The 13,337-nt window shown below is 64.4% G+C and carries 15 protein-coding genes; 8 read left to right on the forward strand and 7 right to left on the reverse strand.

The window, feature by feature from the left end:
• Positions 1-83: 83 nt before the first annotated feature.
• The 8 genes from KBY95_RS03690 to KBY95_RS03725 all read left to right on the forward strand — a co-directional run bounded on the left by KBY95_RS03690 (position 84) and on the right by KBY95_RS03725 (position 5,817).
• Positions 84-419, forward strand: coding sequence for an ATP synthase subunit I (locus tag KBY95_RS03690; protein WP_254963401.1), 336 nt, complete (start codon positions 84-86; stop codon positions 417-419).
• A 58-nt stretch (positions 420-477) separates the two neighbouring features.
• Positions 478-1,206 carry a F0F1 ATP synthase subunit A gene (gene atpB, locus KBY95_RS03695; protein WP_254963402.1) on the forward strand — a complete coding sequence of 243 codons (729 nt, stop codon included), beginning with the start codon at positions 478-480 and terminating at the stop codon, positions 1,204-1,206.
• 154 nt (positions 1,207-1,360) lie between these two features.
• Positions 1,361-1,606, forward strand: a complete 246-nt coding sequence (gene atpE / locus KBY95_RS03700; RefSeq protein ID WP_015110594.1) for an ATP synthase F0 subunit C — start codon at positions 1,361-1,363, stop codon at positions 1,604-1,606.
• A gap of 100 nt (positions 1,607-1,706) precedes the next feature.
• Complete coding sequence (locus KBY95_RS03705; protein ID WP_254963403.1) at positions 1,707-2,189, forward strand: F0F1 ATP synthase subunit B'; 483 nt, start codon at positions 1,707-1,709, stop codon at positions 2,187-2,189.
• Positions 2,186-2,725: a F0F1 ATP synthase subunit B gene (locus KBY95_RS03710; RefSeq protein WP_254963404.1), complete on the forward strand. Its 540-nt coding sequence runs from the start codon at positions 2,186-2,188 to the stop codon at positions 2,723-2,725. The genes KBY95_RS03705 and KBY95_RS03710 overlap by 4 nt, the downstream gene beginning before the upstream one ends.
• Positions 2,725-3,273, forward strand: a complete 549-nt coding sequence (gene atpH / locus KBY95_RS03715; protein ID WP_254963405.1) for an ATP synthase F1 subunit delta — start codon at positions 2,725-2,727, stop codon at positions 3,271-3,273. Before KBY95_RS03710 ends, atpH begins: the two co-directional genes overlap by 1 nt.
• A 62-nt stretch (positions 3,274-3,335) precedes the next feature.
• On the forward strand, positions 3,336-4,853 hold the full coding sequence (gene atpA, locus KBY95_RS03720) for a F0F1 ATP synthase subunit alpha (RefSeq protein ID WP_254963406.1): 1,518 nt from the start codon (positions 3,336-3,338) through the stop codon (positions 4,851-4,853).
• Positions 4,854-4,866: 13 nt separating this feature from the next.
• Positions 4,867-5,817 (forward strand): F0F1 ATP synthase subunit gamma, encoded by a 951-nt coding sequence (locus KBY95_RS03725; protein WP_254963408.1) that lies wholly within the window; start codon positions 4,867-4,869, stop codon positions 5,815-5,817.
• Here KBY95_RS03725 and KBY95_RS03730 read toward each other — a convergent pair.
• The 7 genes from KBY95_RS03730 to KBY95_RS03760 all read right to left on the reverse strand — a co-directional run bounded on the left by KBY95_RS03730 (position 5,768) and on the right by KBY95_RS03760 (position 13,292).
• Positions 5,768-6,175, reverse strand: coding sequence for a PPC domain-containing DNA-binding protein (locus KBY95_RS03730; RefSeq protein ID WP_254963410.1), 408 nt, complete (start codon positions 6,173-6,175; stop codon positions 5,768-5,770). The genes KBY95_RS03725 and KBY95_RS03730 overlap by 50 nt on opposite strands.
• Before the next feature lie 53 nt (positions 6,176-6,228).
• A complete protein-coding gene (locus KBY95_RS03735; RefSeq protein WP_254963412.1) occupies positions 6,229-7,311 on the reverse strand; it encodes an HD-GYP domain-containing protein in 1,083 nt (360 codons plus the stop codon).
• Positions 7,312-7,400: 89 nt separating this feature from the next.
• On the reverse strand, positions 7,401-7,805 hold the full coding sequence (locus KBY95_RS03740) for an MGMT family protein (protein ID WP_254963414.1): 405 nt from the start codon (positions 7,803-7,805) through the stop codon (positions 7,401-7,403).
• A 6-nt stretch (positions 7,806-7,811) separates the two neighbouring features.
• Positions 7,812-8,792 carry an NAD(P)-dependent alcohol dehydrogenase gene (locus tag KBY95_RS03745; protein WP_254963416.1) on the reverse strand — a complete coding sequence of 327 codons (981 nt, stop codon included), beginning with the start codon at positions 8,790-8,792 and terminating at the stop codon, positions 7,812-7,814.
• Positions 8,789-9,610, reverse strand: a complete 822-nt coding sequence (locus KBY95_RS03750; protein ID WP_254963417.1) for a DUF4336 domain-containing protein — start codon at positions 9,608-9,610, stop codon at positions 8,789-8,791. Before KBY95_RS03750 ends, KBY95_RS03745 begins: the two co-directional genes overlap by 4 nt.
• Positions 9,564-12,671: an efflux RND transporter permease subunit gene (locus tag KBY95_RS03755; RefSeq protein WP_254963418.1), complete on the reverse strand. Its 3,108-nt coding sequence runs from the start codon at positions 12,669-12,671 to the stop codon at positions 9,564-9,566. Before KBY95_RS03755 ends, KBY95_RS03750 begins: the two co-directional genes overlap by 47 nt.
• Positions 12,672-12,713: 42 nt before the next feature.
• Positions 12,714-13,292: a hypothetical protein gene (locus KBY95_RS03760; protein ID WP_254963419.1), complete on the reverse strand. Its 579-nt coding sequence runs from the start codon at positions 13,290-13,292 to the stop codon at positions 12,714-12,716.
• Between the last annotated feature and the right edge of the window lie 45 nt (positions 13,293-13,337).

The raw sequence follows: 13,337 nt of genomic DNA on the forward strand, positions 1-13,337 counted from the left end.
CCGAAGCGGTCGCAGGGCATCCGACCAACGACGCTTCACCCCAGCCTGAAGACACCAACGTTTCCTCGTCGGTGAATAACGGCATGGACGGTTACCTGCGGCTGCAGCGCCGGATGCTTCTTTCCACGGTCTGTGCCACCGCCCTGGCGGTGCCCATCACGGCCCTGTGGTTCGACCTTCCCACCGCGTTCAGCCTGCTGGTGGGAGCCCTGGCGGGTCTCCTGTACCTCCGCCTCCTGGCCCGCAGCGTCACCCGCTTCGGCGTCGAAACCAAGGGGGTGGGCAAGGCCCAGCTGCTGGTGCCGGTGGTGCTGGTGCTGGCGGCCGCGAAGCTTCCCATCCTTGAAATCCTGCCGGCTCTGGTGGGATTCCTCCTCTACAAACCCGCCTTGATCGTTCAGGCCGTCCTCGACACCTGACCGCCTATCTCCTTCAGCCGCCTCGGCGGTATCGACGTTCCGCCAGGTCCTATCCCCGATGGCTCCGTTGCCCTTCGCCCTTCCCTTCGCCGCCCTTGAGGTCGGCCAGCACCTGTACTGGCAGCTCGGCAATTACAAGATCCACGGCCAGGTTTTCCTGAGCTCCTGGGTCGTGATCGGCGCCCTGCTTGCCGTTGTGGTGGTCGGCACGCGCCGCCTGGAGCGTGACCCCAGGGGCGTGCAGAACCTGCTGGAGTTCCTCTGGGATTACCTGCGCGACATCGCCCGCGAGTACATCGGCGAGAAGGCCTATCGCGACTGGCTGCCCTTCATCGGCACCCTGTTCCTGTTCATCTTCGTGAGCAACTGGGGCGGTGCCCTGATCCCCTGGAAGCTGGTCCACCTGCCCAGCGGTGAGCTGGGTGCTCCCACCGCCGACATCAACACCACCATCGCCCTGGCGCTGCTGGTGTCGCTGGCCTATTTCTACGCGGGCCTGAGCCGCAAGGGTTTCCGGTACTTCGAGTACTACGTGGAGCCCACGCCGATCATGCTGCCGTTCAAGATCGTCGAAGACTTCACCAAGCCCCTCTCGCTCTCCTTCCGTCTGTTCGGCAACATCCTTGCCGATGAACTGGTGGTGGCCGTGCTGGCGTTCCTGGTGCCTTTGATCGTGCCCCTGCCGGTGATGTTCCTCGGCCTCTTCACCAGTGCGATTCAGGCCCTGATCTTCGCCACGCTGGCTGCCTACTACATCGGCGAGGCTGTCCACGAGGAGCACCACTAGCTCCCGCCCACGCTGGGCCGGTCCCCCGGTCTGGCAAACTCCTTGCGCGCAGGTCCGGCACGATCCGGGCCCGCCTTCCCAGGTGTCCCCGGCGCAGGGTTCTCGACAAGGTTCCTTCCGCGCTTCCCCGGCGCCCCACATTTCTAACCCCACCATGGATTCCCTTACTTCCGCTGCGTCCGTCGTGGCTGCTGGTCTTGCCGTCGGTCTCGGCTCCATCGGTCCTGGCATCGGCCAGGGCACCGCTTCCGGCGGCGCCGTTGAAGGCATCGCCCGTCAGCCCGAAGCCGAAGGCAAGATCCGCGGCACCCTGCTGCTCTCCCTGGCCTTCATGGAATCGCTCACCATCTACGGCCTGGTGGTCGCCCTGGTGCTGCTGTTCGCCAACCCCTTCTCCTGATCGGAGGCCGTCGCGGGGATGACAGGGCCGCGCATTCGTTGCGGCCCTTCTCCACCCCCGGCTCCATTCACGCCTCCACCATCGCCCGCCTTTTTGCCCCATGACCAGCTGGCTTCTGCTTGCCGAGGCAGGTGCGACCGCAGGGTCGCCCGAGGGAGGTCTGTTTGACCTCGACGCCACCCTGCCGCTCATGGCGCTGCAGGTGGTGCTCCTCACCTTCATCCTCAACAGCCTTTTCTTCCGACCGGTCGGCAAGGCCGTGGAGGACCGTGAGGGGTACATCGCCACCAGCCGCACCCAGGCCAAGGAGAAGCTGGCCCAGACCGTGCGCCTCGAGACCGATCTCAAGGAGCAGCTGAAGGGGGCTCGCCTCGAGGCCCAGAAGGTGATCCTTGAGGCTGAGCAGGCTTCCGATCGTCTTTACCGTGAGGCCATGGCGGTGGCCCAGGCGGAGGCCATGGCCAGCCGCGAGAGCGCCCGCACCAAGATCGATGCCCAGCGGTCCGATGCCCTGAGCCTTCTTGAGGCCGATGCCGACAGGCTCGCCGACCTCATCGTCGACCGTCTGCTGCCTGCCTCATGACTCTCTCCTCACTTCTTTCCACGGTGACGACGCTGTTTGCCAGCCACGGCACCTTCGGCCTCAACCTCGACGTCTTCGAGACCAACATCATCAACCTGGCGATCGTGATCGCTGGTCTGGTGTGGTTTCTGCGGGGCTTCCTTGGAGGCATTCTGGAGCGCCGCCGCGAGCGGATCCTCGGGGAGCTCCAGGACGCTGAGGAGCGCCTGAGCGCCGCCAGCGCCTCCCTCGCCGTGGCCCAGAGCAGCCTCGGTGAAGCCCGTGCCCGCGCCGAGCAGATCCGCGCCGATGGCAAGGTCCGCGCCGAGGCGATCCGCCTCGAGACCGAGAAACGCACTGTCGAGGAGATGGCGCGGCTCAAGCAGGATTCCAAATCCGATCTGGATTCCGAGGTCTCCCGCGTCAGCAAGCTGCTGCAGCGCGAGGCCGCCGAGATGGCGATCGCCAAGGCCCTCGCCAGCCTCCCCGGCCGCCTCGACGCCAAAACCCAGGCCCAGCTGATCGATCAGTCCATTCAATCGATGGGGAACGCCTGATGCCTCTGCTTAACACCATCACCACGCCCTACGCCGACGCGTTCCTCCAGGTCTGCGACGCCAATGGCGACACCGAGGCGGTGATCGATCAGGCCCGGGCGATCCTGGCCCTCTGGCACGACTCCAGCGACCTGCGCGAGGCGATGGCCTCCCCCGTCCTGGAAGTCGAAGGCAAGAAGGCGGCCCTCGAGCAACTCTTCGGCGGCAGCATCTCCCCGTCCTTCCTCAACCTGCTCAAGCTCCTGGCCGACCGCCAGCGGATCGGGTTCCTCGATGCCGTCCTGGAGCGGCTCCTGGATCTCTACCGCGAGCAGAACCAGATCGCCCTGGCCACGGTGACCTCCGCCAGCCCCCTGAGCGACGACCAGCAGGCCCTGCTCGCCGAGAAGGCCAAGGTCGTGGCCGGAACCGACAAGGTGGAGATCAGCCTCGCGGTGGATCCTGCCCTGATCGGTGGGTTCGTCCTCAGCGTCGGCTCCAAGGTGATCGACGCCAGCCTCGCCGGTCAGGTGCGGCGCCTCGGCCTGACGCTCGCCAACGTGAGCTAGCGCTTCGCTCCCTTTCTTCTCTCCTTCTCACTTCATCGCCTCCCCTCCGGGGACTCCCACCCATGGTTTCCATCCGCCCCGACGAGATCAGCGCCATTCTCAAGAAGCAGATCGCCGACTACGACAAGTCGGTGTCTGTCAGCAACGTCGGCACCGTCCTGCAGATCGGGGATGGCATCGCCCGGGTCTACGGCCTGGAGCAGGTGATGGCCGGTGAGCTGGTGCTGTTTGAGGACGGCACCGAGGGCCTGGCCCTGAACCTGGAGGACGACAACGTCGGCGTCGTGCTGATGGGCGAGGGACTGGGCATCCAGGAGGGCAGCACCGTCAAGGCCACCGGCCGAATCGCGGCGGTGCCAGTGGGTGACGCCATGCTGGGCCGGGTGGTGAACGCCCTGGGCCAGCCGATCGACGGCAAGGGTGAGATCCCCACCACCGAGACTCGCCTGATCGAGTCGATGGCGCCTGGCATCATTCAGCGCAAGTCGGTGCATGAGCCCATGCAGACCGGCATCACGGCCATCGACGCCATGATCCCCATCGGCCGCGGCCAGCGGGAACTGATCATCGGCGACCGCCAGACCGGCAAGACCGCCATCTGCATCGACACCATCCTCAACCAGAAGGGTGAGGACGTGGTCTGCGTCTACGTGGCCATCGGCCAGAAGAACGCCTCGGTGGCCAACGTGGTGGAAGTGCTGCGTGAGCGTGGCGCCCTGGATTACACCGTGGTGGTGGCGGCCAGCGCCTCGGAAGCGGCTGCCCTCCAGTACCTGGCCCCCTACACCGGTGCGGCCATCGCCGAGTCCTTCATGTACAAGGGCAAGGCCACCCTGGTGGTGTACGACGACCTCACCAAGCAGGCCCAGGCCTACCGCCAGATGTCCCTGCTGCTGCGCCGTCCCCCCGGCCGCGAGGCCTACCCCGGCGACGTCTTCTATTGCCACAGCCGCCTGCTGGAGCGGGCCGCCAAGCTCTCCGATGCCATGGGCAAGGGCAGCATGACCGCCCTGCCGATCATCGAGACCCAGGCTGGCGACGTCTCGGCCTACATCCCCACCAACGTGATCTCGATCACCGACGGCCAGGTGTTCCTCAGCTCCGACCTGTTCAACTCCGGCCTGCGGCCCGCCATCAACGTGGGCATTTCGGTGAGCCGGGTGGGCGGCGCCGCCCAGACCAAAGCCATCAAGAAGATCGCCGGCACCCTGAAACTGGAGCTGGCCCAGTTCGACGAACTGGCCGCCTTCTCCCAGTTCGCCTCCGATCTGGATGCCGCCACCCAGGCCCAGCTGGCCCGGGGCAAGCGTCTGCGTGAGCTGCTCAAGCAACCCCAGTTCAGCCCCCTGATCCTGGCCGAGCAGGTGGCGGTGGTCTATGCAGGCGTCAAGGGTCTGATCGATGACGTGCCCGTGGACCTGGTGCCCCAGTTCGCCCGCGAGCTGCGCGAGTACCTCAAGAACAGCAAGCCCGAGTTCATCAACAAGGTCCAGACCGACAAGGTGCTGAGCGACGAATCCGAAGCCATGCTCAAGGAGGCCATTCGAGAGGTCACCTCCTCGATGCTGGCCGCCGCCTGAGGAATTTCCACCCATGGCCAATCTCAAGGCAATCCGTGACCGGATCAGTTCGGTCAAGAACACACGCAAGATCACCGAAGCCATGCGGCTGGTGGCCGCGGCCAAGGTGCGTCGTGCCCAGGAGCAGGTGCTGCGCACCCGCCCCTTCGCCGATCGCCTGGCCCGGGTGCTGCAGAACCTGGAATCCCGCATGGGCTTCGAGGGGGCCGATTCCCCCCTGCTGGCTGAGCGCCGTCCCGTTGGCACCATCACCCTGCTGGTGGTGACAGGCGACCGGGGCCTCTGCGGTGGCTATAACGCCAACGTCATCCGCCGGGCCGAACAGCGCTTCGCCGAGCTCAAGGCCCAGGGCTTCGCGGTGGACATGGTGCTGATGGGCCGCAAGGCCATCACCTACTTCACCAACCGCTCCTACCCGATCCGGGCCACCTTCACCGGCCTGGAGCAGGTTCCCACCTCCCAGGATGCCAACGAGATCTCCAACGAAGTGCTCGCCGAGTTTCTTTCGGCCAGTACCGACCGGGTCGAGATCGTGTTCACCCGTTTCATCAACCTGGTGAGCTCCCAGCCGGTGGTCCAGACCCTGCTGCCTCTCGATCCCCAGGGCATCGCCAGCTCGGATGACGAGATCTTCCGTCTCATCACCCGTGATGGCCGCCTCGGCGTTGAGGTCGGCACGGTGGAGAACGTGGAGCCGGCCCTCCAGCCCGACTTCGTGTTCGAGCAGAGTCCCGAGCAGTTGCTCAATGCCCTGCTGCCCCTCTATCTGGCCAACCAGCTGCTGCGCTCCCTCCAGGAAGCGGCCGCCAGCGAACTGGCCAGCCGGATGACGGCCATGAACAACGCCAGCGACAACGCCAAGGCGCTCGCCAAGACCCTCACCCTCGACTACAACAAGGCCCGCCAGGCGGCCATCACCCAGGAGATCCTGGAAGTGGTGGGTGGCGCGGCCGCGATGGGCTGATCGTCAGCTCCAGGTGGCCGGTGGCGGCATCCCGCTCCCGGCCCAATGCCCAGCCCTCCGGGCAGAGCAGCAGGATTTCCATGGTTGTGCGCACCCGGCTGCCGTGGCAGAGGTGCCCGCCACGTGTTCGCCCTACGGAGTCGGCGACCACCAAGTGCAGGTGGGCCCCATCGCAGTTGACGCTGCCCGCCAGCGACACCACTTCCTGCGGACCTGCCAGGCCCACGCCTTCAGCTTCATCAGCGAAGCGAAGCACGGCATTCTCAAGGCTGCCGATGCCGCAGACGATGAAGCCGCAGAGCCTCGGATCCTCCTTGGCCATCGCCTCAAGTTCCCCGCGCAGATCAACCCCTGGCAAGAGACGAAGCGGCCAGTGGCACCCGGCGGTCATTGAGAGGTTCCCTTCAGTGGTCAACACCCACAGACATACCGCTTCTCGTTGAACAGCCGCAGACAGGCATCCACCACCTCGGGGTCGTAGAGCTTGCCTCGGTTTTTGGTGATCTCCGCCAGGGCGGCATCGCTGCCGAGGCCGGCACGATAGGGGCGATGGGCGCACATGGACTGCACCACGTCGGCGACGGCCACGATGCGGGATTCCAGCAGTTGTTCATCGCCAGGGATCCCATTCGGATAGCCGCTGCCATCCATCCGTTCGTGGTGTTCAAGGACGATGCGGGCAATCGGCCAAGGAAAGTCCACGTCTTTGAGGATGTCGTAGCCCGCTTGGGCATGGTCCTTGATCAGGTCGTATTCATGGCGGGTCAGTTTTGTTGGCTTGCAGAGAATCTCCGCTGGCACCATGATTTTGCCGATGTCGTGGACGGAGGCGGCCAATTGCAGGCCTTCCAGCTGCCGCACCGGGAGTCCCAGTTCCACCCCGATGGCCAAGGCCAGTTTGTCCACACTTTGTTGGTGGCCCGCGGTGTAGGGATCCCGCATCTCTGCCATCCCCCCAAGGACCGTCAGCAACTTCTTGTATAGCCTCTCGTTTTCTTTGAGGGTTTTGATCAATTCCTCCTCGGCGATCGCTCGAGTGATCAGGCTGCCGAGCCGTATCGCGATCGTGTCGAGCAGCACCCTTTCTTCCGCCAGAAAAGGACTTTTGGCGGCCCCATCAAAGCGTTCGGTGTAGCCAACCTCCACTAATCCGTAGAGGTGGTCGTTGGCTTTGATCTGGGCTGACTGAACCGACTGACAACGATCCAGGTCGCCAGTCTGATAGACCTTGGACCCCTTGGTGATCCTGGCGACGGTGTTGGCGGAATGCAGCCAGGCTTTCGGAATGGCCTCAACCGTCTGCCAAAGAATGTCGTCAAGTGTTCCTTCACTGGCGGCGATGATTTGCTCCATTTGCTGGAGACAGTTGAGTTCCTTTGTCCGCTCCGTCAGCGCCAACTCAAATGGCAAGGTGGCTTGGGCTTTGGTTGCGACCTGAAGGGGTGTCGGCCGCCCGCCATTGGGGCTATAGCTTTTCTTTATCGCGGCCTTCATCTCGCCTTCCCTTGAAGAAGATCAGACCAGCACGTAGCAAGCAGCAACGGTGGTCTGTGCCTTTCTGTTTCCTTTACATTACTCCTCTGTCAGCAACCTCGGACGCGTTTCACGCCCTGCGGCGCCGCGGGGCGTTCTTGTCTGGGGATGCCATGGCCCAGTTCCTGGCATGGGAGAAAGAACGCCTCGAGCGACGGCTGCACCGCATTTCCCACCACGGCGATGCCTTCCCGTTCGAGCAGCTGCGCTTGGCTGTCGCCGTAGGGACCCCGTTTGGACGCGCCAAGGCGGCCATCCCCTGACACGACGCGATACCAGGGCACGTCCAGTTTTGCACCGTCATCCAGCTGGCTGAGGATGTACGCAACATGCCTGGGCATCACGGCCAGATGCTCCCCGATGGATTGGTAGGTGGTGAGCTTCGATTCGGGAATCGTCGCGACAATCCTCAGCACCTGACCCTTGATGCGCGCGAAAGCCTCGGACTTTGCCATGGGTGACTAGCTCGGGTCGCGCACGGAGATGATGACATTCCCCTTCTTTCGTCCCGTGTCGACATAACGGTGGGCTGCCACGATCTGTTCAAACGGATAGATCCGATCGATCACCGGTTGGATGTCTCCTGCTTCTGCCAGTGCCGCCAGTTGGAGCAGGTCGTCGCGTTTCACAGCAACAGGCCCCGCAATGATCGTGTGGCGGCTGATCAGCGACACCCACACGCCCAGCAGCATGTCCGGCAACCCGGCCACCACCATCAGCAGGCGCCCCCCATCCTTCAGTGACCGCTTGCAGCGTGAATAGGTCACCGTGCCGACCGTATCGACAATCAGGTCATAGGTTTCACCGTTGTGGGTGAAATCCACTTTGGTGTAGTCGATGACGTGGGCCGCGCCCAGAGCGATGACCAGATCGCGGTTCGCCATGCTGCACACCCCGGTGACCTCGGCTCCGAAGTGCCGGGCCAGCTGCACAACGGCTGTACCCACAGCTCCAGAGGCCCCATTCACCAGCACCTTGTCGCCGGCCTGAACCTTGCCTTGGCGCAGAAAATCCAAGGCCGTTGTTCCGCCGAAGGAAAGGGCGGCGGCCGCTTCATCGGTGAGTCCGGGCGGTGTGGCCACCACCAGGCCGTCCTGGGGCAGGCAGATGACCTCGGCATGGCAGCCCATGCGGGCGTCGCTGAAGGCGAACACCCTCTCTCCCACCTTGAACCGGGTGACGTCGTTGCCGATCGCGGCGACAACGCCGGCCAGCTCCGAGCCGAGGATGGGTTGCCTGGGTTTTCGAATACCAAACACCAGCCGCATGATCAGCCCGAAGCCCGTCGGAACCGTCAGGCTCCTCACCCGCCAGTCCGCTGATGTGACGGTAGTGACGTGGGTCCGGATCAGGATTTCGTCGTCTTTGGGCGTGGGTGTGGCGATCTCCTCGATGCGCAGCACCTCGGGCGGCCCGTAGCGGTCGTAGACAACGGCTTTCATGGTGGATGGGCTTCAGTGATGGGTGGGATTCCGGTGCAGAGCTCGAGGCTGCCACCGAGAAAGGCCATGTAGGCCTTGGCGAGGCTCTCCTTGCCGCCCGTTTCGACAATGGCCCCATGGGCCACGATGACCCTGTCGAAGTCCCACTGCAGGACATCTTGCAGGGCCCTGGCCAGGGAAGCCCTGTCGGATGTGGCCAGTCGCTCGAGAATGGTGGGCTCCAGGCGATTGAAACCGCCGCCTATCCGCGTGATGAACCGGGTGAGCCAGGGAGCGGAGGCATCGAAGTTGAAGGCACTGTCCGTGAGGATGAGGGTCCTGCTGGGTGTGTGGCAAAAGGCCACTTCGTGAAGGGGTGACGGCCCTGTGGGCCCCAAGGTGTGGAGCCCCGTCAGGCCGCACAGCAGCATCTCTGGCCATGGGGAGGGGGCTTCCGCGCTGAGAAGACGATCCAGCTCCAGATAGGGACATTTCTGCCTCAGGACGGGCGGACCCCACAGGACTGCCTGGGGGAAGCGCTGTTTGAATGCCTTGAGATAGAGATGGTGGAAGGCGTTGGGCGCCACGATATCGCTGACGACACCCAGCGCGGCCAATTCCTGTTCGAGCTCAGCAGATGGCTGGATTGGCGAAACGACCACCAATCTGTTGCTATGCCGCTGGCGGATGACTGTCATCCTGGTGCCGATGCTCAGGCCGAAGTAGGTCTGCGGTTGTTCAGCAACCCAGAGATCATCGGCAAGGCAACGGAGGCTGGTCACGACAGGTCTGTCACTCGGGGCTACGGCGAGGAAGCAACCAGCCGCCGAAGGCGGCATAGAGAGCTGGAAGCACCAGCAGGGTAAGGGTGGTGGAGGTGATCAAGCCTCCGAGCACCACAATCGCCAGGGGTTGCAGGATTTCGTTGCCCGCCCCGAAGGCCAGGGCCAGCGGCACCATGCCCAGGGCTGAGGTGAGGGCTGTCATCAGGATGGCGTTGAGGCGCTGGAGGCTGCCAGCGCGGATCACCTCCTTGAGCTCCATGCCTTCGGCATGTCGGCGGTTGTAATTGTCCACCAGCAGCAGGCCGTTGCGCACTGCCACCCCGAACAGGGTGATGAACCCGATCAGGGAGGCCACCGACAACACACCGCCGGTGAGAAGGATGGCCACCAGGCCACCGACAAGGGCCAGGGGCAGATTGATCAGGATGGCAATCGTGGCCGGCAGAGATTTGACGGACACGAAGATCAACACGGCGATCACCACCGTGGCCAGTGCGCTGTAAAGCACCAGGTTGGCGGTGGCCCGCTCCTCCGATTCGAACTGCCCGCCGTAGCGGATCAGGTACCCAGTTGGCAGTTTGATCGTGTTGTTGATGGTGTTCTGGATGTCGCCGATGACCGTGCCAAGCGGCCGGCCGCTGACATTGGCAGACACCACGATCAAGCGGGACACATCCTCCCGGTTGACCACATTGGCGCCAAGTCCGTTGTCGATCCGGGCCAGGGATCCCAGTGGCAGCATGGTGCCGGCGGGGGTAGCGATAGGAGTAGCCCGCAGGGCATCGAGGCTGTTACGGGATGGCTCGGGCAGCATCACCACCACATCGGTGCGATCGGTGCGGTTGCTCACCACCTGGCCCACCGTCTTGCCGTTGAGGGCGATCTCCACCACATCAGCGAGATGCTGCATCGTCAGTCCGTTGGCGGTGGCGGCCTTGCGATCGAAAGTGATCTGCACCTGCTGGATGGGCAACTGGGGTTCGAGTTGCAGATCCACCACCCCCTCGATCGGTTCGATCGCGTCACGCACCTGCTCGCCGATCCTGCGCAGCTCCGCCAGATCGGGTCCGTAGATCTTGATCGCGATCGCGCTGCGCACCCCTGAGAGCACCTCATCCATGCGGTGGGAGATGAAGCCGCCGATGTTCGGAGCCACGCCAGGCAGCTTCAGGAAGGCTGCTCGAAGTTCGGCGATGGCGGCAGGGCGATTCTGCATCGCCGCATCGCTCAACTCCACATCCACATGGGCCAGGTTCACCCCGGCGCCATCGGCATCGCCCGGGGCCCGCCCCGCGCGCACCTGCACCCACTCAAACAGCGTGCTGGCCTTGAGGGTGTTGGACAAGGCCAGACCGGCGCGGTTGGTCATCTCCAGTGACACCCCTGGGTAGAGCACCATCGAATTCACCAGGGATGTCTCGCGGAACTCCGGCAGGAACACCCGCCCGAGGCTGGGCAGGATGGTGCAGGACGCCACTACCACCGCGAGCGCTGCGGCCAGAACCCGTCTGGGGGAGATCAGCGCCCTCTCCAGCAGGGGCCGGTAAGCCCGCTCGGCCCAGGTGGCGATCCAGGTGTTCTCGGCGGGGAGTCGCGTGTTCGCCAGCAGAATCGCGCAGAGCGCCGGCGTGAGGGAGAGCGCCACCAGGGTGGAGGCGGCGATCGAGAACAGGTAGGCCAGTCCCATCGGCGCGAAGATCCGCCCTTCCACTCCCGTGAGGCTGAAGATCGGCGCGAACACCACCACAATGATCACGGTGGAGAGAATCACCGGCTGGCGCACCTCCACCGAGGTTTCGTACACCACCTCCAGGGGATTCCTGGGCTGGGCGGCCACCTGATTGCGGCGCAGCCCGCTGTAGCAGTTCTCCATATCGACGATGGAATCGTCCACCACCGAGCCGATGGCGACCACCAGCCCACCGAGGGTCATGGTGTTGATCTCCAGCCCAAAGGCATGCATCAGCATCAGGCCGATCAGCAACGACAGGGGGATGGCACTGAGGGTGATCACAGCGGTGCGCCAGTTCATCAGAAACAGCACCATCACCACCGCAACAATCGCGATGCCTTCGATCAGCGATCTGGCCACATTCCTGATCGCCGTATCAATGAAACTGGCCTGCCGGAAGCTGCGCTTCAGCTGAATGTCGCCGGGCAGGGTCTTGCTGAGGGCGGCGATTCGCTGCTCCACCTCGCGGGTCACCCTTGGCGTGTCGATGTCCGGCTGTTTGTTGATCATCAGCACCACCGCCGGCGTGCCGTTGAAGCTGCCATCGCCGCGTTTGAGGGCGCTGGCCAACCGCATCTCGGCAACATCACCAAGCCGCAGCGATTGACCGTTGCGATCCATCACCACGGAATCGGCGAGCTCCCCAGGACTGCTGGCCTGGCCGCTGGCGCGGATCAGTTTCTCCTGCCCGCCTGCGATCAGAAAGCCGCCCGGGGCATTGGCGCTGGCGGCGGCGGCCGCCTCAGCCACGGCTTGCAGCGAAACATTGCGTGCCCGCAGTTGCTTGGGATCGATCTGGATCTGCTGCTGGGCCTCCTCGCCGCCGTAGAGGGTCACCTGGGAGACACCGGGCACCGCCAGGATCTGGTTGTTGAAGGTGGTGGCAACGATCCGGCGCAGCTCCATCGCCGTGGTGGGGCCGCCGCCTTTGAGTGTGAAGGCATACTGCAGGATCGTGCCCAGCGGCGACACGAGTGGCGAGATGGCCGGGGCGCTGGCAGTGGCGGGCAGCTCCACCTCGATCTGCTGCAGGCGTTCCGCCACCGATTGACGCGCCCGGTGGATGTCGGCGTTCTGAGCAAACACCACCTGCACCATCGAGAGCCCCACCTTCGAGGAGGAGCGCACCGTTTCCACTCCCGGCAGTCCGTTGACGGCCGATTCAATCGGCACGGTGATGCGTTGTTCCACCTCTTCGGGCGCCAGACCATCGGCTGTGGTCTGCACATCCACCTGGGGCGGAGCGAACTGGGGGAACACATCCAGCGGCATCCGGCTCAGGATCGACAGGCCCCAGAGGGTGATCAGGATGGCGGCCACAACCACCAGCCAACGCCTGGCGATCGACGTGCGCAGCGTCTGGTTGAGCAGGCGTTCAAACATGGGAATGGCTTGGGGGGCGGGAGAGTGCGCAGGTCGCGGAGGTCAGTTCTTCTTCCCCATGCGAGAGACCACGACCACACCGCCCAGCACCACCACCGCAGCGGCGGCGCCGATCGCCACGGGGTTAGGGCCTGCGGCGGGTGCGGGGGTGACGGCAGCTGGTGGGGTTGCTGGGGCGTCAGCAGAAGCGGCGGGGGGTGCTTCGTTGCTGGCTGCAGCGCTGTCGCTCTTCTTCGACTCGGCGTAAAGGGAGAGGGCGCCTTGAATCACCACGTCTTCTCCGGCGGTCACGCCATCGATGACCTCGATTTGATCGCCCCGGCTGGCGCCGGTCTTGATGAACACCGGGTCGTAGGTGGTGCCGCTCTTCATGAAGGCCAGTGGCTTGCCGTCCGCCTGCACCACCGCGGCGACGGGAATCGAGACAACGCCGCCGGCTTCGCTGGCAGGAGCGGTGGTGATTCCCATCAGGGCATCGATCTCGGCGCTGGCCTTCACCTGGCGCACATTCCCCTGCTGTTGAAACTCATCGCCATGGCCCACGTGAGCCACGGCCGGAGTGAGGCTGCCGAGGGCCAGGCTTGCGAGGCTGAGGCCGCCGGCCAGAAGAAGAGCGCGCATGCTGCGGCTGCCGCAACGGCAGGACAAGGTCCAGCAGAGGATGGT

It is taken from the genome of Cyanobium sp. Aljojuca 7A6 (assembly GCF_024346455.1).
Classification (GTDB): Bacteria; Cyanobacteriota; Cyanobacteriia; order PCC-6307; family Cyanobiaceae; genus Cyanobium.